At 67.5% G+C, this 24,675-nt stretch carries 16 protein-coding genes; 9 read left to right on the forward strand and 7 right to left on the reverse strand.

Annotated features, from left to right (window positions below; translation table 11 throughout):
- Nucleotides 1-71: 71 nt before the first annotated feature.
- The 3 genes from ACOGXA_RS11925 to ACOGXA_RS11935 are packed head-to-tail and all read right to left on the reverse strand — an operon-like array spanning nucleotide 72 to nucleotide 3,147.
- The gene (locus tag ACOGXA_RS11925; protein ID WP_419924093.1) at nucleotides 72-1,394 is read right to left on the reverse strand and encodes an amidohydrolase family protein; all 1,323 of its coding nucleotides are present in this window, start codon (nucleotides 1,392-1,394) and stop codon (nucleotides 72-74) included.
- Nucleotides 1,395-1,409: 15 nt separating this feature from the next.
- Nucleotides 1,410-2,273: a hypothetical protein gene (locus tag ACOGXA_RS11930; RefSeq protein ID WP_419924094.1), complete on the reverse strand. Its 864-nt coding sequence runs from the start codon at nucleotides 2,271-2,273 to the stop codon at nucleotides 1,410-1,412.
- Nucleotides 2,274-2,310: 37 nt separating this feature from the next.
- The gene (locus ACOGXA_RS11935) at nucleotides 2,311-3,147 is read right to left on the reverse strand and encodes an SDR family oxidoreductase (protein WP_419924095.1); all 837 of its coding nucleotides are present in this window, start codon (nucleotides 3,145-3,147) and stop codon (nucleotides 2,311-2,313) included.
- A 51-nt stretch (nucleotides 3,148-3,198) separates the two neighbouring features.
- Here ACOGXA_RS11935 and ACOGXA_RS11940 point away from each other — a divergent pair, with 51 nt between their 5' ends.
- Both ACOGXA_RS11940 and ACOGXA_RS11945 read left to right on the forward strand, forming a co-directional pair.
- On the forward strand, nucleotides 3,199-3,810 hold the full coding sequence (locus ACOGXA_RS11940; RefSeq protein WP_419924096.1) for a nuclear transport factor 2 family protein: 612 nt from the start codon (nucleotides 3,199-3,201) through the stop codon (nucleotides 3,808-3,810).
- The gene (locus tag ACOGXA_RS11945; protein WP_419924097.1) at nucleotides 3,807-4,199 is read left to right on the forward strand and encodes a PIN domain-containing protein; all 393 of its coding nucleotides are present in this window, start codon (nucleotides 3,807-3,809) and stop codon (nucleotides 4,197-4,199) included. The genes ACOGXA_RS11940 and ACOGXA_RS11945 overlap by 4 nt, the downstream gene beginning before the upstream one ends.
- Before the next feature lie 3 nt (nucleotides 4,200-4,202).
- Here ACOGXA_RS11945 and ACOGXA_RS11950 read toward each other — a convergent pair whose 3' ends face one another.
- The 4 genes from ACOGXA_RS11950 to ACOGXA_RS11965 are packed head-to-tail and all read right to left on the reverse strand — an operon-like array spanning nucleotide 4,203 to nucleotide 7,898.
- Entirely contained in the window at nucleotides 4,203-5,183 is a 981-nt protein-coding gene (locus tag ACOGXA_RS11950; RefSeq protein ID WP_419924098.1) for an amidohydrolase family protein, read from the reverse strand.
- Between the two features lie 51 nt (nucleotides 5,184-5,234).
- The gene (locus tag ACOGXA_RS11955; protein ID WP_419924099.1) at nucleotides 5,235-5,969 is read right to left on the reverse strand and encodes a carboxymuconolactone decarboxylase family protein; all 735 of its coding nucleotides are present in this window, start codon (nucleotides 5,967-5,969) and stop codon (nucleotides 5,235-5,237) included.
- Nucleotides 5,970-5,997: 28 nt separating this feature from the next.
- The gene (locus ACOGXA_RS11960; protein ID WP_419924100.1) at nucleotides 5,998-6,750 is read right to left on the reverse strand and encodes an SDR family NAD(P)-dependent oxidoreductase; all 753 of its coding nucleotides are present in this window, start codon (nucleotides 6,748-6,750) and stop codon (nucleotides 5,998-6,000) included.
- A complete protein-coding gene (locus ACOGXA_RS11965) occupies nucleotides 6,750-7,898 on the reverse strand; it encodes an acyl-CoA dehydrogenase family protein (protein ID WP_419924101.1) in 1,149 nt (382 codons plus the stop codon). The genes ACOGXA_RS11960 and ACOGXA_RS11965 overlap by 1 nt, the downstream gene beginning before the upstream one ends.
- Nucleotides 7,899-7,948: 50 nt before the next feature.
- Here ACOGXA_RS11965 and ACOGXA_RS11970 point away from each other — a divergent pair, with 50 nt between their 5' ends.
- The 7 genes from ACOGXA_RS11970 to ACOGXA_RS12000 all read left to right on the forward strand — a co-directional run bounded on the left by ACOGXA_RS11970 (nucleotide 7,949) and on the right by ACOGXA_RS12000 (nucleotide 24,673).
- On the forward strand, nucleotides 7,949-8,710 hold the full coding sequence (locus tag ACOGXA_RS11970; RefSeq protein ID WP_419926976.1) for an enoyl-CoA hydratase/isomerase family protein: 762 nt from the start codon (nucleotides 7,949-7,951) through the stop codon (nucleotides 8,708-8,710).
- Nucleotides 8,707-9,549 carry a hypothetical protein gene (locus ACOGXA_RS11975; RefSeq protein ID WP_419924102.1) on the forward strand — a complete coding sequence of 281 codons (843 nt, stop codon included), beginning with the start codon at nucleotides 8,707-8,709 and terminating at the stop codon, nucleotides 9,547-9,549. The genes ACOGXA_RS11970 and ACOGXA_RS11975 overlap by 4 nt, the downstream gene beginning before the upstream one ends.
- Before the next feature lie 52 nt (nucleotides 9,550-9,601).
- Nucleotides 9,602-10,591, forward strand: a complete 990-nt coding sequence (locus ACOGXA_RS11980) for a mechanosensitive ion channel family protein (RefSeq protein ID WP_419924103.1) — start codon at nucleotides 9,602-9,604, stop codon at nucleotides 10,589-10,591.
- Nucleotides 10,592-10,617: 26 nt separating this feature from the next.
- Nucleotides 10,618-11,433 carry an HAD family hydrolase gene (locus ACOGXA_RS11985; RefSeq protein ID WP_419924104.1) on the forward strand — a complete coding sequence of 272 codons (816 nt, stop codon included), beginning with the start codon at nucleotides 10,618-10,620 and terminating at the stop codon, nucleotides 11,431-11,433.
- A 66-nt stretch (nucleotides 11,434-11,499) separates the two neighbouring features.
- A complete protein-coding gene (locus ACOGXA_RS11990) occupies nucleotides 11,500-11,820 on the forward strand; it encodes a hypothetical protein (protein ID WP_419924105.1) in 321 nt (106 codons plus the stop codon).
- A 79-nt stretch (nucleotides 11,821-11,899) separates the two neighbouring features.
- Complete coding sequence (locus ACOGXA_RS11995; protein WP_419924106.1) at nucleotides 11,900-18,409, forward strand: S8 family serine peptidase; 6,510 nt, start codon at nucleotides 11,900-11,902, stop codon at nucleotides 18,407-18,409.
- A 102-nt stretch (nucleotides 18,410-18,511) separates the two neighbouring features.
- Nucleotides 18,512-24,673: a S8 family serine peptidase gene (locus ACOGXA_RS12000; protein ID WP_419924107.1), complete on the forward strand. Its 6,162-nt coding sequence runs from the start codon at nucleotides 18,512-18,514 to the stop codon at nucleotides 24,671-24,673.
- Nucleotides 24,674-24,675 lie beyond the last annotated feature (2 nt).

Genomic DNA, 24,675 nt, shown 5'->3' on the forward strand with positions numbered 1-24,675 from the left:
TGAAAACTATCCGGCAATAGAGAAGGTATTAGCACCATCGGAGATGCAGCCGCTATTCCCGCGCCGCAACCTCAGGCGAGAAGGTCTCGGGTGAGGGTTTGAGCAGCCCAGTTGGACACTTTCTCGCCGGGGATGGGGTCCCGGGTGGGCCAGGGGCGTTCGAGGTCCACTGGTTGGCCGCGGCTGATCACATGGCGCAGGTTGGAGCGTTCGGCCAGCACGGTGACGTCGGCGGCCGGGTCGCCGCTTACCACCAGCACGTCGGCGACCATGCCCGGTGACAGCGTGCCCACCTCGCCCTCCATGCGCATTGCAATGGCCCCGTTGGCGGTGGCGCAGGCGATGGCCTGAAGCGGCGACAGCCCCACCGACTCCACCAGCACCTCCATCTCCCGGGCGTGCCAGTGGCCATACGGGGTGAGGGCAAACCCCGACTCTGAGCCGCACAGCAGCGGCACGCCGGCGTCGTGGGCCTTGGCAATAACCTTGGCGGTGGCCTCGATCTCGCCCCGGAACACGTCCTGCATGCCGGCACCAGCCCCCACCAGGTGGCCGTAGTCGGCCAGGTTGGCCAAGAAGGTGAAGGTGGGCATGAGGGCGGCCCCGGCGTCGATCACCGCCTCCAAGGCGGCGTCGTCCATGAACGAGGCGTGCAAGATGAGGTCCACACCGGCCTCGGCGCAGGCTTGGGTGCTGCCCGCCGAGCGGGCGTGGGCCATAACCGGGGTCTCCAGTTCGTGGGCGGTGTCGCACACCGCTTTCAGCTCCTCGGGCTTCCAGGCCAACAGCTCGCCCTGGTGGCGGGGGATCGACCCGGTGGCGTGGATTTTTATCCAGTCGGCGCCGTGCTTGATGTGCCGGCGGGTCATCTGAACCATCTCATCGACGGTGGTCACCACCTGCGCGTAGCCCACCACTCCGGTATCGGGGATCAGCCGCCCGGCGGTACCGCCCACCGAGGTGACCAGCGCCTGCACTCCTGTGGCCATGCGGGGGCCCTCCACCACGCCGGCGTCGACTGCGTCGCGCAGCGACGGGCCCATGGAGAACAGCGTGTCGGGGTCGCAGAACCCGGTCACCCCGGCCATGAGCAGCTTCTGGAGGTTCTGGGCGGCGATCAGCGCGGCCAGGGTGTGGTCGCGGTGGAAAAACAGCTCGTCGTTGGACAGCACGTCGTCGAAGGTGCAGTGGACGTGGGCGTCGATAAGGCCGGGCATCACGGTGCAACCGGCGGCATCGATGACGGTGGCTTCCGGTTGACCTACTCCTGCTTCGGGGCCGACGGCGGCAATTCGATCGCCCTCCAGCAGCACCGCGGTGCCGGGCTGGGGCGGGGCGCCGGTGCCGTCGATCACAGTGCCGCCGGTGATGACGATGGATGTCGGCTCAGACATCTGGCTCAGTCCTTCTCAATCCTCCAGCAGAGCCGCGGCGGCGTCCTTGACGGTCATGCCCACCTCGACGCCTCGGTCGCGGGCCGGCTGGTTGCACGCGCTGATGATCCCCTCATCGTACGCCTTGAAGGCATCACCCACCGGGGCACTCCACGCATCGCAGCACGCTCCGGCCAGACCGTGGGCCTCGGTGATGGCCAGGCCGGCGATCCCCGCGTCGTTCTTGCTGCGGCCCCCGTCGGAGCAGATGAAGCCGTGGGGACTCACCTCCAGCAGGAAATCCGCCCCGCTGCGCCCGGTGTGGCCGGCGGTGACCAGCACGTTGCGGGAGTCCTCGGGCAGGGCGAACACGATGGAGTCGGTGACCACGAGCTGTCGCCCGCTGTCGGAAGTGGCCTTGACCTCCCGGCGGATCTTGGTGCCCTCGTCAACCTCGCCGGGATCGTTGTTCAACAGCAGCTCGGCCGCCTCCGACACCGACATTCCCTCGACAATCCCGCACCGCTCGGCGTAGATGTTGAGCCGGGAGATGATCCCGGTCTCATAGAGATCGAGGCCGTTGCCCAACTCTGCGCTCATCCCGTCGGCCGTCGCCGCGGGGATGCCCAGCGCCTCCAAGAACCACAGCCCGGAGATGCCCGCGCCGTCCTTGCCGATGCAGCCGTCATGGCCGATCACACCCTTCGGCCGATGTGGGGCCATAAGCCGGGCGGGCAGCACGCCGAGATACGAAGACGGCACAACAACGTCGGTGTCCCGATTGCGGGTGTCCACGTATCGGGCTGAGTCCATGGTCACGATCCGGCGGTCGCCGTCGGCATACACCACCTCTTGGGGGTGGTCCTCCTCGTTGGCCAGCAATGGGGCTTCTTCAGGCACGACTCGAAGATAGCCCCTGCCCCTTCAACCAAACCTCTCAGAGCCCGGTGCGGCCCGCTTCGCGGATCATGGGGGCGTAGTCGGCGAAGCCGGGGGCGTCGGGGCGGGCGCCGGTGGTGAACCCGGCGTCGACGGCCAGGGTGTGGCCGCTGGTGTAGCCCGACTCATCGGAGGCCAGCCACAGCGCGGCGCTGGCCACGTCGGTGGCGAGGCCGGGGCGGCCGATCAGCGGGGAGTTGGCGGTGAGCTCGGCCCGGGCGCCGTCCATGTTGGTGTGGTCGCCGGTGTGGGCGTAGGCCACCATCGGGGTGAGCACCGAGGCGGGGGCGATGCAGTTCACCCGGATGCCGAAGCGGCACAGCTCGGCTGCCGCGTTCTTGGTCAGCCCGACCACGGCGTGCTTGGCCGCGGCGTAGGCGTGGGGTCCGAGGCCTCCCATCACCCCGGCGGTGCTCGACATTGAGATGATCGAGCCGCTGGTTTGGGGCTTCATCGCCCGGGCGGCGTGCTTGACGCCGTAGAACACCCCGTGGAGCAAGATGTCGATGCTGGCGTGCCACTCGTCGGCCGGGGTGGTGTCGATGGGCCCCACGGCGCCGACGATGCCGGCGTTGTTGTACATCACGTCGAGCTGTCCGAACTCAGCCACCGCGGCATCCACCAACCCGGCCACATCGGCTTCGGATGTCACGTCGCAGCGGACAAACACCGCGTCGTCGCCCAGGGCCTCGGCCAGCGCCTGACCGGCGTCGTCTTGGATGTCGCCCAGGGCCACCCTGGCCCCCTCTGCGGCGAACAACTCGGCCGCGGCCCGGCCGATGCCGCTGGATGCTCCGGTTATGGCCGCCACCCGTCCTGCAAGTCGTCCGCTCATTTCCACCTCCAATGAAATGTTGTGCGCCCGGCACCGTAACCTGACCGGTCTATGAGCACCAGATCAGACGAAACCCCGGCCCTCGACGTGGCCCGACTCCAAGACCTGTTGGACCGCGACGCCATTCGCCACATCCAGATCCGCTACGCCTGGAGCCTGGACAACCACCGGTGGGAGGCACTCAAGGAGATCTTCCTGCCCGACGCGGTGGCCGACTACCGGGGAGAGCGGTTCGAGGGGCTCGAGGCCATCGCGGCCAAGTGCGCCTCGTCGCTGGAGCCGGCCGACGCCAGCCAGCACATCAACGGGTGCCATTGGGCCCAGGTGGACGGTGACAAGGCCATCGCCGGCTGCTACTTCATCGCCACCAAGTACATCGCCGACACCCCCGGCGGCGACACCTTCATCGTGGGCGGCAAGTACATCGACCAGATGGTCCGCACCCCCGACGGCTGGCGCATCGCCCACCGCCTGCTGGAGCAGGCCTTCCTAGACGGCAACCCCGAGGTAGAAGCCGCCGCCCAAGCCCGCTGGGCCGCCCGCCAGCAAGAGACGGCCCTCGAAGCCCGCATCGACGCCGTCTCGGCCCGATCTGAAGCGCTGGACATCGACTGGCCTACGGATTACCTGGCCGATCAGCGGTTAGAAGCCGGAGAGCGATGACGATCGTTGTCGACGCGAACATCGCCATTGCCGTCCTCGACTCCCGACACCAGTTTCACCAACCTGCTGTTCGGCGCTGCATAGAGGCCGACGGTGTCGCCATCTTGAACATCACTCGCGCCGAGGCACTGATCTATCCGAGCCGGTTAGGGAAGCTCGAAGAAGCGACCGCGGTGCTTGATCAGCTTGGGATCAATATCGAAGTGCTCGACAATGGCGTAGCGGACCGAGCCAGGGAGCTGCGAGCGGAATACGGCAATCGGAACTTCCCTATGGTGGACGCCGTTGTGGTCGCCCTGGGCATCGAGCGGAGCTGGACCGTCGTTACCTATGACACCAAGTGGCCCGAGATCGACGATGCAGAGATTGAGATCCTGGGCGATCGCTAGCCGTCAAAGCCGGAGCAGGCGGGTGGCGTTGGTGTTGAGGGTATCGGCGAGGTGGGCGACGTCGGGGCCGGTGCCGCGGTCCCAGCCGCCGAAGTTGGTGCCGTAGACCAGCCGGTCTGCGCCGTATTGCTCTAGGGCCAGGGTGAGTTCGGCGGCGCCGGTGATGTGGCAGTCGAACCACAGGCGGCTGAGGGCGCGGTCGAAAGCGCCCGGTTCTTTGATCCACTCGGGGGCGGCGGGGCGGCGCTCGGCCAGCTTGCGGAGCTTCGACAAGACGATGGGCGTGGTGCCGCCGCCGTGGGACAGGCACAGGTCGAGATCGGGATGGCGCTCGGTGACCCCGCCGAACACCAGGGTGGCCACCGCCACCGTCTCCTCATAGGAGTACTCCAGCACCAGATCGAGGTCCCAGCGGCGCAGCCGGGGATCGAGCAGCGGGCCGTCGATGCCCGACTGGGTGGGGTGCAAGAAGTGGGGCACGTTGAGCTCAGCACACAGCGACCAGAGCTGGTCGAGGGCCGGATCGTCCAGCGGGGTGCCGAAATCGGTTCCGGTGTAGCCGGCCAACAGGCCCAACTCTTGCACTGCCCGCTCGAGCTCAGTGCAGGCGGCGTCCACATCTTGCATGGGCAGGGCGGCCAGCCCGACGAAGCGGTCGGGATGGGCGGCCACCGCGGCGGCCAAGTCGTCGTTGTGGCGGCGGCAGAAGTCGATGGCCAACTGGGGTTCGATGAAGTGGAGGTAGGTGAGCGGGTTGGGCGACAGGGCCTGCACCGAGATGCCCTGGGCGTCCATGGCCTCGAGACGCATGTCCAGCTCGATGAACAGCGATCCCCGGTAAGCCACCCCGTCGAGCTGGTAGCCGCCCACTCGGAACCAGGGAGTTCCGTCGTCGTGGGCGCCGATCTCGGGGCCGCACGGGCCGGCGGCGCCCATCGTGCCCTCCAGCACGATGTGGGCGTGGACGTCTATTAGCCCGGTCATGTCGGCCCGCGCCCCTCACGCCGGTCCGCCGTGAGGCGGCGCATCACGACCTCAGCGGCCTTCCATGATCCCGTCGGCGCCGGGCAGCCAGGAGGCCACCCCGGAGATGGGGATGGCGCACACCACCGCCTCGGTGATCTCGGCCTCGGAGGCCCCGGCGTTGCGGGCGCCGTTGGCGTGGATGTTCACAAACCGGCTGGAGAACTCAGCGGCGTTGATGGTACACAGCAACAACTCCACGTGCTTGGCGTCGAGCGTGTTCTCGGCCAGCGACCACTGCCGCATCAACACGTAGCCCTCCAAGGCTCGAGGGGCGTTGTCGGCCATCACCTCGATGTAGTCGGGCACGAAGCCGAAGTAGCTCTCGAAGTAGTCAAGCGCGGCCTGGCGATCCAGGGAGAAGTCGGGAATCGGCTCAGAGGATCGATCGGCGGGGATGTCGAACGCCCGGTCGATGGCTCGGGCGAAGTCGTTGTAGGTGGCCTCACCCCGGGAGATGAGCACGGCCAGCGATGCGCCTCGGGCGTCGCCCAAGCTCAGCCCCAGCTCGCGGGATCGAGTCATCTCACGGAGGGTCAGTTCGCGCTGTCCCCGCACGGAGGCAGCGCAGGCCATGTACAGCGCCTTGGCCCACGCCGGGCAAGCGCCGTCGCGGTCGGTCACGTCGCGAATGCGGGCGTACCCCTCGGCGAACTTGGTTGAGATGGCAGCCAGCTCACCGTTGGCCAAAGGAGGACTGCCCAGCTCGCTGTGAACCGCGTTGCTGGATGTGGCTTGCATGGTCATTGTTTACCCCTCTTTGTCGGACTCATCTTCACAGTTTGGACACCTCACCGCCGTCGATCACAAAACACGCGCCGGTAACGAACCCGGACGACGCCGATGCCAGATAGCACACCAGTGGCCCGAGCTCTTCAGGTCGGCCCATGCGGCGAGCGGGAATCTTGCGAAGCCGGGCGGCCAGGGTGTCGGGGTCAGCAAGCACCGCGGCCTGGGCCTCGGTCTCGAACGCACCGGGGGCGATCACGTTCACCCGGATGCCGTAGCGGGCCCACTCTGCGGCCAATGCCTCGGTGAGCCTCAGCAGTCCGCCCTTCGATGCCGAGTATGCGGCCAGCAGCGCCTTGCCCTTGAGTGCCGAGGTGGAGGCCACGTTGATCACCGAGCCGGACTGGCCAGCGTCGATCCAATGGCGCGCCGCGCGGCGGGCCAGAGCGGCGGGGGCGGCCAGGTTCACGGCCAGCACCTCGTCGAACACCTCGTCGGGCTGGTCGATGAACTTCGATGCGGGGGCGATGCCCGCGTTGTTGACCACCGAGTCGAGCCGGCCGAATCTGCCTACCGCCTCGTCCACCAGGTTGGCCACCGCGGCCCGGTCCCGCATGTCGCAGGGCACCGCGACCACCGCGTCGCCCAGCTCTTCGGCCAGGGAGGCTAAAGCGTTGGCTGAGCGGGCTGCGGCTACCACCTTGGCCCCCTCAGCCACCATGGCCCGCACCGCTGCCTCTCCCAACCCCCGGCTGGCCCCGGTTACCACCGTCACATGGCCGTTGAGCCCCAAGTCCACTATTGGTCTCCCTGCCGCTCGGCCACCTCGGCGCACAGCCGGGTGGCGATGCCCAGCCGCAGCACCTCAGATGCCCCCTCATATATCCGCATGGGTCGGGCCTGGCGGTAGTAGCGCTCGATGGTTGAGCCCCGGATGAGCCCCCACCGGCCCATGACCTGAACACAGCGGTCCACCACCCGGGTGGCCGCCTCGGTTGCGGCCAGCTTGGCCAGCGACGACCGGTCGAGGTGGGCCGACGGGTCCTCCCGAGCGGCCTCCGCGGTGGCGTAGGCCAGCAGCCGGGTGGACTCCAGCTCGGCCCAGGAGTCGGCCAGCAGCCCCGCCACCGGCCCCAGCCGCACCAGCGGGCGGCCGAACTGCTCGCGAGCAGCAGCGTGGTTGGCGGCGCACGACAGAGCCCCGTCCATGAGCCCGACCGCGGCCCCAGCCACCGAGATGCGAAACACCGACAACGTGGCAAGCACATGGCGGAACCCCGCGCCGGGCTCGCCCAGGCGGGCTGAAGCGGGCAGGCGCACGCGGTCGAATGCCACTTCGCCCAGCACATGGGGGGCGATGATCTCCGGCGAGGGCTCGATGGACACCCCAGGGGCGTCGGCGGGCACCAGCACCAGCGAGAACCGGTCGTCCTCCCGGGCCATGGTGGTGTAGAAGCCGGCCGACCCGGCGTTGGAGATGAACGACTTGGCCCCGTTCAACTCCACCTCGCCGCCGTGGTCGGTCAATGTGGTGTCGATCCCCCGCAGGTCCGATCCGGCCACCGGCTCGGTAAGGGCCAGGGCGGCCAGCACCTCGGCGCTGGCCACGCGGGGCAGCCATTCCTCCCGCTGCTCATCGGTGCCGGCCACCGCAATGGCGTAGCTGCCGATGCCCTGGAGCGCGAACAGCGAGTCCAAGTGCGAGGAGGTCCGCATAAGGGCCTCGCGAACCACACAAACCGCCACCGGATCCACCCGCTGGTGGCGACCCCCGTAGGCCGCCGGCACCATCAGCGAGCTCAGGTCGCTGGCCCGCAGCACGTCGAGGGTGGGCTGGTGGATGTGGCTGCACTCATCGGCCTCCGCGGCGAACGACGCCACCTGGCGGGCTACCGCCTGGGCCTCTTGTTGAATGGCCCGTGTGTCGGGACCGAGCTCGAACGCCATACGATGCTGGACAGTACGCGTTTTACAACAGGGGGACCACCGTGAGCGACATCATCGTGGAGCGAGACGACCGCATCGTGTGGCTGCGACTGAATCGGCCCGAGCGGTTGAACTCCTATGACCGCAACACCATCGATGAGATCATCGCCGCCTTCAGAGAGCACGTCGATACCGGGGTGGTGGTTATCACCGGCCAAGGCCGGGCGTTTTGCGCCGGCGGATATCTGGCCAACCTGGCCGAGGCGAACTTCTATGAGCTGCGGTCGATGTTCTATGGATCGCTGGAGCTGTTCGACGCCATCCGCAACGCCCCCATGCCGGTGATCGCCGCGGTGAACGGCCCGGCGTTCGGCGGCGGCAACGAGCTGGTGGTGGCCTGCGACTTCGCCATCGCCGCCGCTTCAGCCGAGCTGGGCCAGACCGGGGTGAAGGTGGGCAGCGCCCCGGTGCTGGGGGGCACCAACCTTTTGGCCATGACCATCGGGGAGAAGCGGGCCAAAGAGGTGGCCTTTCTGTGCCGCAAGTACACCGCCGAGCAGGCTTGCGAAATGGGGTGGATCAACGCAGTGGTGCCCGACGAGGATCTGGAAGACGAGGTGGGGCGCTGGTGCGAGGATCTGTTGAAGATGAGCCCCCGCTACTTGGAGGCGGCCAAAATCAGCTCCAACGTGTACTGGAACCAGCTCAGGGACAACATGGCCTCAGGGCTGGGGATGCTGGCCCAGGCCATCGGGTCGCCCGACATGATCGAGGGGGCCACCGCATTCATGGAAAAGCGCCGCCCGCAGTTCCCCCCGAGAACCGCCCGATGAGCTCGGACACCGGCAAGCAGACCGAGGTACACGCCTCGAATCGGGGCCGGGTGGTGTGCATGGACTCGGCCTACGACGTGGGCGAGGCCAACCGGGGTCGGGACGTGTGCGTCAACTCGTCGTACTGCGGCGTGCTGCCCGCCCGGTTCATCGCCGAGCACCGGCCCCGGGCGGCCATCGGAATGGACTGCGGGGTGGGGCCGGAGGGATCGGCCATCGCCGGGTTGTGGTACCTGGAGGCCCTGGGCATCCCCGCCGCGGTGGCCGACGTGATGACCGCCCATTTGGGCGACGGGGTACACCTCTACCACCACGGGGTGATCAGCTTCGTCAACCAACTGGGCCTCGACTGCGGGGTGAGTGCGGGAATGGCCGTGCGGGACGCGGCCGCCGCGCTCCTCGACAATGATCCCGTGGCCGCGGCGGCGTCTGAGATAACCAATCGCACGGTGATGGAGACCGCCCCCGACGGGCGCTGCGTGGTGGCGGCCGACTCCATTGCCTTCGGCACCACAGACGACACCGACCGCAACGTGCTGGTCACCGCCGGCCACACCGGACGCTCCGCGGTGCCCTACCTTCGCCGCAGCCGCCCGTTCGGGTTCATCTGCTCCGACGGCGGGCGGGGCATGGACGACTCGGGCATGGCCGGGCTCTCCATCGTGGAAGCCGACGGCCTGGCCGGCGCCACCGTTGATGCCCGCCGGGCCCGCATGGGCAGCGGCCTGTCGCACTACCACGACGGCATCATCTCCGCGGCCAACGCCCTCGCCGCAGCCGCCGGGGTCGAAGTCGGCATGCCCTGCCCCCAAGCCGCCAGCCTGCTGCTCAATCGGTAGGGCGTCGCTAGCATGACGACACCGTGACCACCTACCTGCAAACGTCACTCCCATGACAATTCTGGCCGCAGCCGACCTGCTGGCGCAGTCGTCTGATGACGCCATCATCGACGAGGCCCTGACCGTGTCCGACTGGGTGCAGGCCGGGATCATCGTGGCGGCCACGATTGTTGTGGCGGTGGTGGTCGCCCGCTTGGTGCGCAGGGTGCTGACCCATGTGGTGGGCCCGGGCTTCGCAGCAATCGTGACCGCCAGGCTGGCGGCCTATCTCATCTTCCTGATCGGGCTGTTCTACGCGCTCACCAGCCTGGGAGTGCAGGTCGGGCCGCTGATCGGCGCCATCGGGCTGGGCGGCCTGGTGCTGGCCCTGGCATTGCAGAAGCTGGTGGAGAACTTCTTCTCCGGGCTGATCCTTCAGGCCCGCCGGCCCTTCAGGGTGGGCGACACGGTGCTGCTGGGCGACCACCTGGGCGTCGCCACCGACATCGACTCCCGCACCACCGTGCTGCGCGGTCTCGACGGAACCGCGGTGCGCGTTCCCAACAGCGAGGTGGCCGCCGGGCCCATCGTCAACCTCACCAACGAGCCATTGCGGCGCAGCGAACTAGAGGTGGGCGTGGCCTACGACACCAACCTGCAAGCAGCCGCGCAGTGCCTCACAGATGCGCTCGGGCAGGTGGAGCGGGTGAGCACCGAGCCCCCCGCGCGGGCGCTGCTGACCCGCTTCGGGTCGTCCAGCATCGACTTCACACTGTACTACTGGCACGGCAGCGATGTGCCCTCAGAGTTGGCCGCCCGCCACGATGTGATCTTGTCGGTGCATCAGAGCTTTGCCGCCGCGGGCATCACCATCGCCTTCCCTCAGATGGTGGTGTGGTCGGGTGGAGACGAAGACTCACAGCCCTACCGGGGCCGTGCCGACATAATCACCGCCGACCCCGGACCAGGCACCCAGCCCTCTCCCCAACCCGCCCTGGTTCGCCAGCTCTCCCGGTGGCGGGTCCGCTCCGGCCTACTTCGCCGCTTCACCCCCGGCGACTAGCCCCAACAGCGAAGCAAGCAGCAGCGATGCCCATGCTGGTTGTGACCGATCTGGATAGAACGTTTTGGGGGTTGGACTGTGTGGCGCCCGCGGCCCACTTGCAGGCTCTGGGGGAACTGGAGGCCGCAGGGCACGTTGTGTTGGCCGCCACCGGACGCCGCTTGCGAAATGTCGCCCGCTTGTTTGAGCTGAACGACCTCCAGTTGCCCGTGGTCGCCCTCGACGGCTCTATCGGGATGGACTTCGCCACCATGCACCGGTTCCACCGCATCGCCTTCGACCCCGCCGCCCTGTTGTATCTGCTGGAGACCCTGGACTGCCTGGAAATCCGACCCTGCCTGTACATCGACGACCACGGGGAGCCCGGCGGCGACGTGGTGATCCCGGAAAACCCAACCTCTGGGCGCAATCACTTGGAGTTCCTCGAAGAAGACATCAACCAAGGTCTCAACCCCAACGATGTCGAGGCCGATGTGCTGGAGCTCGTGTTGACCGGCCTCCCCTCGAACCTGGCCCACACCGCGGCAAAGTCAGTCCATTCCCAAGCGCTGGGTGTGGCCCGCGTCGACGAACCCGATCCCCTCTACGGGGGAAGCAGGCTGACGGTCTCGCCCCCCGGAATCTCCAAAGTGTCAGGAGTCGAGGCCTTCTGCCGATGGGCAGGCCACCCGTTCGACTTTGCCGCCGTCGGAGACGGCGTGAACGACGTCGAACTGCTGCAAGCTGCATCCATCAGCATCGCCATCGCCAACAGCTACCCAGCACTACTCGACTTGGCCGACCACATCATCGCACCCCCAGCCCAAACCGGCTGGTCAACCGTCCCCCAGCTCCTGGGCTAAGTAGTCGCCGACCAGGCCGGGACCGCCGTCATGGACGGCGGGCGATGATGTTGGCAAGCGCAGGACATGGTCTATATTGTCGCCAATTCGCATGTCATGGGGTCTTGTAGTTGCCATTATTATGGCATACCGGTGATTGGCATGGGAAAAAAATTGAAGGCGAAAGATGTCCATGGCGGAGGACTGGCGATGGCGAAAGCAAGACACCGGACGAGCGCTGCGATGAGAATGCACCGGTTGCGCCGACAGTCGCTGATGGCAATCGTGACCGCGGTCGCATTGACGGCCACCCCGCTGGCGATCACCACCGCTTCAGGCGCTGAGGCGCCGGGCATTGACAGTTCGAAAATTGACGATAACGGCGTCGGGGGGGGGGGGGGGGGGTGACGTAGAGGACTCTGACCTCATCGGCGGGCCCGACCTAGGTGGACAACCGCTTGGGCCGGCACCCGATAACGGGTTCAGCGTGTCGGATTTGTTCGATGACGACGGCGTGTACCACTGGGGCGACGGGGACCGCGTGGTGCAGATTCGCCCAGTCTTTGACGGTGCTGGCGGGACGTCTGCGGGTGCGGGCTCGTCGCTGGCGCTCACCAATGACACCCTGCCCCGCCAATTCATGACTGACACCGGCCAGCCGATGTACCTCGATGAGGGTGTCGTGGTGATATTCCGTTCCGAGGCAGCGATCAGCGCCGCTCTTGCCCGGCACGGCATCGCGGCTGCCGACTTGTCACCGCTCAACGGCATAAGCAATGGGTTCTTTATCACAGCCTCCGCGGTGGATTCGCTGAGGTTGGCTGCCGGTCTTGCGGGCGATCCGGCTGTGGTCTCGGCTTCGCCCAATTGGCATTCGCCCGACGGCGTCGAGGTCAACGGCGGCGGCACGACGCTGCCCGCTGCCGACTCCGGTGGGGGCGCGGATGGCGACGTGGCAGCCATACATGCGACCCAGGCAGAGCTGGGCTACTGCACGGCGCATCTGCCGTCATGGATGTCTGATGCGCTGTCGCACTGCGCGTGGCATCTCGATGCGGATACGTCGTATCGCACTCCGGGGAGGTCTTACGACCCGCAGGTCGACATCAATATCGGGGACGCATGGGACAAGACAAAAGGCCAAGGCGTCACGGTGGCCATCGTGGATCATGGTTGGCACGTCAACAATGAGGACCTGAGGGACAACGTCGACGCGTCGCTCGACTGGAACTTGAGAGGGTTCAACTCAGAGCCGCGCTGCTTCAGGATCGGGTTCGTCCGGCTTTGCAGCGGCCCGATATTCCACGGAACCTCGGTGGCGGGGATTATCGGAGCTCGCGACAACCTGTTGGGGGGTCGAGGTGTCGCGCCGCGCGCCACTCTCACCAATTTCGATTACCTCGATCTTCAGACTTCCGCGACCACGCTGGAAGCTTGGACTCGCCATAGTGATGTCATTGGAGTGTCCAACCACAGTTACGGCCCGTATACAGGCCCCGGACTCCGTCGGGCGGAAGCCGGATGGGTACATGCGGTCGAAAGCGCGTTGAGCAGCGGGTACGGCGGCTTGGGCACGGTGTTCACCAAGGCGGCTGGCAACGACAAGAACGATGCTGAACATCCGTATTCTGGCCTCGCATCGCTTGAGGAGCGCCAGAATCACCGGGGACTCATCGTGGTGTGCGCCGTTGGGGCCAGCGGCACCAGCTCCTATTATTCCAACGAGGGTCCCACTCTGTGGCTGTGCGCCCCGTCAAATGGCAGTTCCAATGCCGGCCTCATCGCACCGATGGGCAAAGACGATTACACGCTGCGCTTCGGCGGCACGAGCGGCGCGGCGCCTCAGGTCGCTGGAGTCGCTGCGCTGGTGCGCAGCGTGAATCCGTATCTGACATGGCGCGACGTAAAACTGCTGCTGGCCGACACTGCGTTCAAGAACGACCCGAGCGACAGTTCGTGGCTGGCGGGCGCGGCAAAGTATTCCAACAGCACAGAGAATTACAGCTTCAGCCACAAGTACGGCTTCGGGGTACCCGACGCGGAGGCCGCGGTGGACGCAGCGTTCTCGTGGCCGCTGCTGCCAGAGGCCAAGAGCACTGCGGTGTCGTCGCCGGACATCGACGCGACTCTCGACACCAGGGTGACCGAGTACTCGCTGAATGTGCAGAGCTCGATCGATTTCGTCGAACACGTGAACCTCGATCTCGACATGCTGGCGAACAAGATCCGAGATTTCGACATCACTCTGGTGTCACCTGCTGGACGCGAGTCGGCGATCTTGACCCATGCGCCGCAGTGCTCGAGATCATGCGGCATTGACGGCAGCTTCACGTTCGGATCAGCCCGGCACCTCGGCGAAGATCCTTCCGGAACTTGGACGCTGCGCTTGGAGTACGGCACGTCGATCGACCTGGACTCGATTCCGCCGTCGGAGCTTCCCACCATGCGGTCGTGGCGGCTCACGGTTCATGGCCACACATCCAGTTCGGCTGCGCTTGCACCAGCGCTGACGCTGAGCGTAGGGAGTGTCGGCTCGATCGAGCCGACAGTGTCGGAGGGCGACGATCTGCAAGTGACCGTCAACGTCCACAACGGCGTTCTCACCCAGGACTTGGTGGTGCCTGTCGTTGTGACGCCGCAGACTGCTTCGCCGTCCTCGGACTACAGCCCTGTGTCTTCGGTGACGATCCCGGCCGGGTCCACCAGTGGCACTGCGGTGATCCCCATAACCGACGATCAGCATTCCGAACGCAGCGAGACCTTCATGGTCGGGCTGGGCACCGTGCCCGCCGGCTACCAAGCGCTCGGCGTCGCGTCCACTGTCACCATCGCCGACGATGACACGCCGATACCGGAGGTGTCGATCTCGGCCGGACCCGGGGTGACCGAGGGCCAAAGTGCGCAGTTCATGCTGTCGGCGTCGCCGGCGCAGACGCGCAGGCTCGAGGTTCAGGTGCTCGTCTCGCAAACGGATGGCCTCGGAGCGCCGGTCGGGAGGCGATCGGTGTGGTTGCCGATACCGGCGACAGATCTGGTGCCGTTCAATGTGCCAACAGTCGACGACAAATGGGACAGGCCCGACGGATCGGTGACGGTGAAGGTGTTGCCGGGCGAGGGCTACACGGTGGGCCAGTCGTTGTCGGCGTCGGTCGCCGTCGCCGACAACGACGCGTCGATACCGGAGGTGTCGATCTCGGCCGGCCCCGGGGTGACCGAGGGCGAGCGAGCAATGTTCACGCTGTCGATACAGGGAGGGAAAGGGGAGCCGGTCCCGCTTCCGATCATCGTCACGCAATCGGGCGAGTTCGTCAGCAAGACGCCAAGCAAGTACGTGGTGGAGCCGAAGCCGGGCCCTGTTCTTGGCCTCCTGTTTGTCGTGGGCGATACCGGTAGAGAGGGTTTCAAAGTGCCGGCGGGGGAAAATTCCTATCAGTTCGCGGTGAGCACGGCCGATGACGGGGACGACGAGGCCAACGGGTCGATATCGGTGCAGGTGCTGGAGCACCCTCACCAGAGCACTCTGTACGGTTGGCACACGGTGGGCTCGTCGTCGTCGGCGACGGTAAGCGTGGCCGACAACGATGCCGACCTGCCGACGGTGTCTGTGTCGGCTGGGGCTGAGGTGTCCGAGGGCGGCACGGCACGATTCACGCTGACGGCGTCGCCTGGCTTGACGACGGCGCTATCGGTGAAGGTACGCGTGGCGCAGACAGGCGATTTCGGCACCGTCACAGGTTTGCGGACGGTGTCGATGCCGACGAGCGGGTCGGCATCGTTCACGGTGAAGACCACGGATGACAGCCTCGACGAGGCTGACGGACAGGTCTCGGTGGAGGTGCTCGACGGCAGCGGCTACTGGGCCGGGTCGCCTTCGACTGCGTCGGTGAGCGTCGCCGACGACGACGACCCGCCGCCTTCGCCGGTGGTGTCGATCACAGGCGGCGCCGCGGCGACCGAGGGCGGCGATGTGTCATTCACGGTGTCGGCTGATCCTGCGCCGGCAGACCCGTTGCCCGTCACCGTGACCGTGACGGCGAGCGGCGACTACGGAGCGGTCACCGGCACCCGAACGGTCACCGTGCCTACCGGCGGCTCGGCAACGTTCACGGTGACCACTGCCGACGACAGTGCCGACGAGCCCGACGGCTCTGTCACTGCGACGCTGGTCGACGGCGCCGACTATGACTTGGGCGCCGCCAAGACCGCGACGGTCAGCGTCGCCGACGACGACGACCCCCCGCCGCCGCCGCCACCGGTCGTGACGATCGCCGCCGGCGCCGGCGTGACCGAGGGCGGCGGCGCGGTGTTCACGGTGTCGGCATCGCCTGCGCCTGCCGCGCCGTTGACGGTGAAGGTGAGGGTCGCGGCCTCGGGTGATTTCGGCGCGGTGACCAGCACGAGGTCGGTGATTGTGCCTGCCGACGGTTCGGTGTCGTTCACTGTGGCCACCGTCGATGACGGCGCCGACGAGGCTGACGGTTCGGTTTCGGCGCAGGTGCTGGCCGGCAGCGGCTACACGGTCGGCTCGACGTCGTCGGCGTCGGTGGATGTCGCCGATGATGACGATCCGCCGAGGCCTGAGGTGACGGCGGAGACGCATGAGGCCGATCCGGGTGTGGCGGCTTGTGCGGGCAAGCCGACGGTGACAGTGGCCGATGCCACCGCCAGGCGGGGCGAGGACCTCGAGTTCGTGATCAGCCTGAGCTGCCGCCACAGCCGCAGCATCACGGCGTACTACTACGTCGCGTTCGGTGACAAATGGTTCCCCAGCGCGTCGGTGACGTTCGACAGCGGCGACACCTCGGCAACCGTGAGAGTGCCCACCGCCTCGGCCAGGGACGTGAAGTTCAACGTGGTGTGGGTGCCCGGCGCCGCGATCCGCGGTGGCGAGGCTGACGGCACGATTATCGAGGCGGCGGACACGCCACCGCCGACACCGGTGGTGACGATCGCGGGCGGCACCGGGGTGACCGAGGGCGGCGACGCGTCGTACACCGTGACGGCGAACCCGCCGCCGACGGCGTCGCTGCCGGTGCAGGTCAAGGTGACCCAGGTCGGCGATTACGGTGCTGTCACCGGCACCCGCACGGTCACGGTGCCTGTAGGCGGCACGGTCACGTTCACCGTGGCGACTGCCGATGACAGCGTCGACGAGGCGGACGGGTCGGTCACCGCGACGCTGATCGACGGTGCCGGCTATGTGCTGGGCGCGGCCAAGACGGCGACGGTGAATGTGGCTGACGATGACGACCCGGCGCCGCAGGTGAACATCACAGCCGGCTCGGGGGGGACCGAGGGCACAAATGTGGTGTTCACCATCACCGCGGGGTCGGCGCCGGCGGCTGATGTGGATGTGGGCGTGGCCATTGCGGTGTCGGGCGATTTCGGCGTCACCGCTGGTTCGCGAACGGCGACGATCTCGTCGGGCGCCACCCAAACAACGCTCACCATCGCCACCGCAGACGACGGCGACGACGAGCCCGACGGCAGCGTCACCGCGGCGCTGGTCGCGGGCAGCGGCTACACCGTCGGCCCGCTGGCGTCGGAGACGGTGCAGGTTCTCGACGACGACGACCCGCCGTTGGTGATCCCCGAGATCAGCATCGCTGCTGCAGGGGATGTGACCGAGGGCTCTGAAGCGGTGTTCACCATCACAGCGACGCCGGCGGCGTCGGTGCCGGTGGCGGTGACAGTGACCGCGGCGGGCGACTACGGCGCCACCGCCGGGCCGCGCACCGTAAACGTCCCCGCGGGCGGCAGCGCGACCCTCACCATCCCCACCACAGACGACAGTGTCGACGAGGCCGACGGCAGTGTGTCGGTGTCGTTGGACGCGCCGGGGGCGGACGCGGGGTACACGGTGCCGGCCGCCCAGGGCTCAGCCACGGTGGGGGTGGCTGATGACGATGTGGATCCGTTGACGGTGTACATGATCTTCTTCTCGACCTCGATCGACGAGGACGGCACCGGCTATGACAACCAGGCGGGGCTGAACATCGGTTTGACGCGGACGCTGCGCTCCTGGGAGACGGTCACGGTGCCGTTGAGCGTGACCGGCGGCAACGAGGGCGCGCATTGGACGATGCGCAATCTCCATGATCCCGACGCGGCGTTCGCGAACGAGTTCGAGGTGGTGTTCGGGCCGGGGGATCAGCGCGTCGAATTGGCGTTAACGGCTGTGGCCGACAGCGACTGGGATGACCAGGAGATCACCGTGTCCTACGGGACCGCCGGCAGGGCGCCGACCCTGAACGGCAGCACCGACGGCATGATATTGGGCATCTCCTGGGGGCCCGACGGAACCGAGCGCGCCGACGGGTCCACCACCGTCGTCATCATCGACAGCGACGAACCACCCCCGGAGGTCAACATAACCGCAAGTTCGGGGGGCACCGAGGGAACCGACGCTACCTTCACCATCACCGCATCTAAACCCGCAACAGCCGACCTCGACATCACCGTGGACATCACCACAACCGGCCACTGGGGCACAACCACCGGGCAGCGCACCGCCACTATCCCAACAGGCGCCACCCAAGCCACCCTCACCATCACCACCACAAACGACGACACCGACGAGCCCGACGGCTCCATCACCGCCACCCTCACCGCAGGCAGCGGCTATAAGGTCGGCCAGCAAGCAACACAGACCGCACAGATCCTCGACGACGACGACCCGCCCCCCGAACCCGCCATAGCGGCATGCACCGGCAAGCCGCGGGTCACCGTCGCCGACGCCGCGGCCCAACAAGGCCAAGACCTCCACTTCGAGATCAGCCTGAGTTGCCGCCCCACGGGCGACGTCACCGTCTACTACGCCGTCGCCCACGACCGCCGCCTCGGCAGCGTCATCACCATCACCATTAACAAAGGCGAAACCGGCGCAACCGTCAACGTCCCCACCCAAGGCATCAACGCAGACATCGAGTTCCACATCGTCTACCTCATCGGCGCCGCCAACAACACCGCCAAAGCCAAAGCCACCATCACCCCCTAACCCCATCGGCTCGGCACCCCGGGTACCCGACACGCCGCTAGGTGGCTGCGAACCCAGACAGTCTTTGAGTAGGGGTGTTGTGGCTGGTCTAGGGTGTTTGCGATGAGGAGTCTGCGGAGCCTCAGGTCTCATTTGGTGCTGCGGTTGGGGGCTGGGGGTTTGGTGTTGGCGCTTTTGGGCATGGTGCTACACGCCGCCTCGGCGGTGGGCGCGCCGACGCAGTCCCCATCGGCGGCGCAGTTCGGGTCGGCGTTCGCCGCTGGGGGCGGGGCTGTGGTGGTCGGGATTGAGTCGCCGGCGGCGGATGGCGGGGAGTTGGGCTCAGGGGACGGGTTGGCGCCTGAGGACGGGTTGGCGCCTGAGGACGGGTTGGGCGGTCCGGGGCTGGGCGAGGCTGTCTCGGAGTTGGGTGTATTGGACTTGGTGGGGCCCGACGGTGTTTGGACCATGAACGACGGTGGCCGCGAGGTTCCGTTGCGCTTGTTGGACGAGTCAGAGGTTGCGGAGCTGGGCGATGCCCGGTCGTTGGCGGCATCGTCGGCGGCGAGCGCGTATGCGCCGGGGGCGGTTGGGAACGCGTCGGGGGCTGCGGCGGCGGGGGCGGGAGCGGCGGCGAAGCCTGACACCTGGTTCGTGTCCGACACCGGGCAGCCGCATCTGTTAGTGGGCGGCGTGATCGTGCTGTTCGGTCCGCATGCGGACGGGCCGGCCATCGAAGGGGTGTGGGGCCGCCACGGTGTCGCGCCGGGACGGGTGTCGCCGCTGGGCGAGCTGCCGAACGGGTTCTTGGTGAAGACGGTGTCGGATGCGGAGTCGCTGCGTTTGGCGGACGCGTTGTCGGCCGAGCCCGCTGTGGACACTGCGGTTCCCAACACGTTCACCCCGTTCGAGCAGGGGCAGGACCCGTCGGGCGCCTCGCAAGACTGTTCGGTCGTCTACCTACGCTGTATCTGGCACACGGCGGATGCGAGGAGCCGATGCAACGCATACACCGATCCCTGGGCCGACGAGCTGTCGAGCTGCCAGTGGCACCTGGACGCGTCGACCGACTACCGGTTTTCCCCGTATTGGGTGCCGGTGCAAGTCAGCGATCCGAGGATCGATATCAACATCGGCGACGTGTGGTCCACGACGATGGGGGCCGGGGTCACGGTGGCGGTGGTGGACCGTACCTGGAACCCGAACCACGAAGACCTCGTCGACAACGTGGACAACGCGCGGAGCAGGAACCTGTGTCGCTTCAACCTCACAGAGGGCCTCACCCACGGCACTGCGGTTGCCGGGGTTGTGGGCGCCCGCGACAATGCGGTGGGCGGGCGCGGCGTCGCTCCCCGGGCCACGCTGGTGAACTACAACCTGTTGGACTGCTTTTCCTCGGCGAAGGAGGCCGAGGCGCTGACGCTCAACATGGCAACGGTGGCGGTGGCCAACCACAGCTACGGCGATAGTCCTAGCCGGGGGCTCTCTCCGGCGGGCTCGATATATCAGCGGGCTTTGGAGACCAGCCTCGGAAATGGTTTCGGCGGCAAGGGGACTTCCCATGTGCAGACGGCCGGCAACGGCCGCGACAGCGCGTATCCGGGACGCTACTGGTCGGCCTTGGAGGCCGACAACAACTATCGCGGCGTGATCACAGTGTGCGCGGTGAACTCGGCGGGGACAGCGGCAGGTTTCTCCGAGGAAGGCCCCAGTCTTTGGGTGTGCGGGCTGGCAAGAGAGCGGGGCCAGGCGGGGATCCTGGCGCCAGTGAGCAACAATCACTACACCGCCCATTTCGGCGGGACCAGCGCAGCCGCGCCGATGGTGTCGGGGGTGATCGCGTTGATACGCAGCGTGAACGCCGATCTGACTTGGCGCGATGTGAAGGTGATCTTGGCCGACACCGCTCAGCAGGTTGACCCACAGCACTCAGGCTGGCTGCACGGTGCACAGAAATACAGCTCGACGGCCGAGACCTACTCGTTCAGCCACCGGTACGGCTTCGGCTTGGTGGACGCCGAGGCCGCAGTTGATGCCGCGGCCGGCTGGACGCTTTTGCCCCCGATGCAGACTGTCACGGCTTCGCACACTGGCGACGTGCCGCTGCCGGGACGCGGCAATCAGATCGAGCTGTCCCTAGACCTGCAAACGTCCATCGATTTCACCGAGCACGTCAAAGTCACCATCGCCGGCGACATATCGGACTTCCGCGACTACCGGTGGACGCTGGTGTCCCCGACAGGCGCCGAATCCCTCCTGGCGCCCGAAGACGATTATTGCTTGGCGGGCAGGTGCTCGTTGCGGGGCTCGTTCGATTTCGGGTCGTCGCGCCATCTGGGCGAGAACGCGAACGGCACGTGGAAGCTGAGAATCCAGCACATGCCGACCCTGCCGAACTGCGGTAGCCAATACGTGCACCGCAAATATTGCGGCACGGGCTTCGGGGAGGTCATCAGCTCGTGGAGCGTTGTGGTGACGGGGCACACCAGTGGGCCGACGGAGCCGGTCTCTTTGTCGGTCGCGGCAGCGAGCGTCGCGGAGGGCGGGAGCGTGGATGTGACGGTCTCGGTGGGCGGCCCGGCACCGACCGAGGATCTGGTGGTCCCGCTGGCGTTGACCGGTGTTACCGCTGAGGCGGGCACCGACTTCTCCACGCCGGCGTCGGTGACGGTTCCTGCGGGGTCGTCGTCGGCGACGGCCCAGATTTCGGTCCACCAGGACAGCATTCACGAGGGCCCCGAGAGGTTCGCAGTCAGGCTGGGCGCTTTGCCGCTGGGGTACCGGCCCGAGTCGGGGCTGGCGGTGGTGTCGATCGCCGACGACGATCCGCTGCCGGTTCTGTCGTTGCACGCCTCGAGCGCGTCGGTGGCCGAAGGCGGTTCGGTGGATGTCACTGCGCGGCTCAGCGGCTTGTCGTCTGAGGATGTGACCGCGACTCTGGCCGCGGTTGCGGTGGCTCCGGCCCAGCCGTCGGACGGGTGGCTGGGCTCGCCGGCGGTGTTGAGGGTCCCGGCGGGCTCGACGGAGAGTTCGGGGTCGGTGGTGTTCGCGGCGTCGCAGAACGACGTGTACGAGCTGTCGGGGGCGGCGGCGAAGACGTTCGAGGTGTCCGCTGCCGCTAGCGGCGGCAACGGCGTGGCCGACCCGGCTGCGATCACCGTGGGGATCGACGACGACGAGTCCGCGCCGGTGGTCTCTATCGCGGCGGGCGCGGCTGTGGTGGAGGGCTCGGTGGCGGAGTTCACCTTGACTGCTGATCCGGCGCCGTCGGCTGATCTGGCGGTGGGCGTGACGGTGGCCCAGCAGGGCGCGTTCGGCGTGACGGTGGGCGCGCGGATGGTCACGATTCCCGCTTCGGGCAGCGCGGTGTTGGCGGTGAGCACCACTGACGACTCCGATGCGGAAGCCGATGGGTCGGTCACCGTCACGGTCACCGCGGGCGCCGATTACACGCCGTCGTCGGCTCCGTCGGCCACTGTGGCCGTGTTCGACGACGACAGTCCGAGGCCGCGGGTCTCGATCGCCGCGGGCGACGCCGTCGCGGAGGGCGCGGTGGCGGAGTTCACTCTCGCTGCGTTCCCGGCGCCGTCGGCTGATCTGGCGGTGGGCGTGACGGTGGCCCAGCAGGGCGCGTTCGGCGTCGTCGTGGGATCGCGGTCGGTAACGGTCCCCGCTTCGGGCAGCGTTGCACTGTCGGTCGCAACAACAGATGACTCGTTCGGCGAGTCCGACGGGTCGATCACCGTCGCGCTGGTCGACGGTCTCGACTACGACCTCGCCGCGGCCGCTACGGCGACGGTCGTGGTGGCCGACGATGACGGCGGTGCGGTGCCGGTGGCGGTGTCGTTGTCGGCGGCGGACGCGTCGGTTTCTGAGGATGGGGGCGCGACCGATTTGGAGATCGCTTTGAGCCGGGCGCTGGTGGCCGGCGAGACGGTGAGGGTGCCGATAACGGTGTCGGGTGTGCCGGGCAGCGACTGGTTGTTGGGCGACCCGGCCGGGCCGGGCGTGGTGCGCACCGGCTACGGCAGCACCACCGCGGTGGAGTTCAGCGCGGGCGGGCGCACTGCGGTGATGCGCTTCGAGGCGATAGACGACGACGCCATGTTCGACCGGCCGATCACGTTCGCGTTCGGCACCGGAACAAGAGCTGTGACCCATACCGGCGTCGCCGGCGGCGTCACAGCAGGCGGGCCGGTCACCGTCACCATCGCCGACAACGACCTCCCGCCGGTGTGCGACGGAAGGCCGACGGTGTCGGTGGCCGACGCCACTGCGCTGCGGGGCGAGGATCTCGAATTCCGCGTCACGCTCAGCTGCCGATTCAGCCGGGCCTTGGTGGCTCACTACTACATCGGTCGCGGCAGCGATATCGACGGATCGACCCGGAGCGTCACGTTCGGGCCCGGCGACACATCCGCGATGGTGCGCGTGCCCACCAAGGACTCAGACAAGGTGAAATTTCAGGTGGCATACGCGCCGGGCGCCGCGAACGCCCTCCGTGTGCCCGCGGCCACCGGAACCGTCACCGAAACCCTTCCAGTGGTCACCATCGCAGCCGGAACCGACGTCACCGAGGGCCACAGCGCGACGTTCACCGTCACCGCGGCTCCCGCGCCGTCGAGCCCGATGGCGGTCGATGTGACGGTGTCGGCGGTCGGGGACTTCGGCGCGACGACCGGCGCCCGCACGGTGACGGTGCCGACCTCGGGATCGGCGACCCTTTCGGTCTCGACCTCCAACGACGCCGCGGATGAGGCCGACGGGTCGGTCACCGCCACGCTGGTCGACGGCGCCGGCTACGACTTGGGCGCCGACAAGACCGCCACGGTCGCCGTGGCCGACGACGACGACCCGGCGCCGCAGGTGGACATCACTGCTGGCTCGGGGGGGACCGAGGGCACAGATGCGGTGTTCACCATCACCGCTACGCCGCAGCCGGCCGCCAACCTCGATGTGGCCGTGGCCATCACCGCATCAGGCGACTTCGGCACCACAACCGGAACACGCACCGCGACGATCTCGTCGGGCACCACCCAAACAACGCTTGCCATCACCACCGCAGACGACAGCGACGACGAACCCGACGGCAGCGTCACCGCCACGCTGGTTGCGGGCAGCGGCTACACCATCGGCCCGCTCGCGTCGGAGACGGTGCAGGTTCTCGACGACGACGACCCACCGCTGGTGATCCCCGAGGTCAGCATCACCGCCGCCGGTGGTGTGACCGAGGGCGCTGGTGCCGTGTTCACGGTGACCGCGGACCCGGCGCCGCCGGCCGGTGTCGACGTGAGTGTCACGGTCTCGGCGACCGGCGACTGGGGCGTCGCGGCCGGCCCGCAGACGGTGACCCTCGCCACGAACACGCCGACGGCGACTCTCACCATCGCCACCACAGACGACAGCACAGACGAAGCCGACGGGTCGGTCACCGCCACGCTGGACGCGCCCGCCGCGGACGCGGGGTACACGGTTTCGGCTGCCCGGGGCACAGCCACGGTTGCGGTGTCAGATGACGATGTGGATCCGTTGACGGTGTACATGATCTTCTTCTTGAGGTCGATTGAGGAAGACGGCACCGGCTATGACAATCAGGCCGGACTGAACATCGGTTTGACGCGGACGATGCGCTCATGGGAGACGGTCACGGTACCGTTGAGCGTGACCGGCGGCGACGAGGGCGTACAGTGGACGATGCGCGACCTCAACGACCCCGACGCGGTGTTCGCGAACGACTTCGAGGTCGCCTTCGGCCCCGGCGACCAGCGCGTCGAGCTGGCGTTGACGGCTGTGGCCGACAGCGACTGGGACGACCACGAGATCACCGCGTGGTACGGCACCGGCCCCCGGGCGCCGACCCTCAACGGCAGCACCGACGGCGTGATCTTGGGCATCTCGTGGGGGCCCGACGGCGTTGAGCGGGCTGACGGGTCCACCACCGTGGTGATCGTAGACAGCGACGAACCGCCACCCGAGCCCGCCATAGCCGACTGCGCCGCCAGCCCCAGGGTGTCGGTGGCCGACGCCACCGCCCAACAAGGCCAAGACCTCCACTTCGAGATCAGCTTGAGCTGCCGCTCGACGGGCGACGTAACCGTCTACTACGCCGTCGCCCACGACCGCCGCCTCGGCAGCGTCATCACCATCACCATCAAAGGCGGCGAAACCGGCGCAACCGTCAACGTGCCCACCGCGGGCATCGACGCCGACATCGAGTTCCACATCGTGTACCTCATAGGCGCCGCCAACTACACCGCCAAAGCCAAAGCCACCATCACCCCCTAACC

Source organism: Candidatus Poriferisocius sp. (assembly GCF_965208475.1).
Classification (GTDB): Bacteria; Actinomycetota; Acidimicrobiia; order Acidimicrobiales; family Bin134; genus Poriferisocius.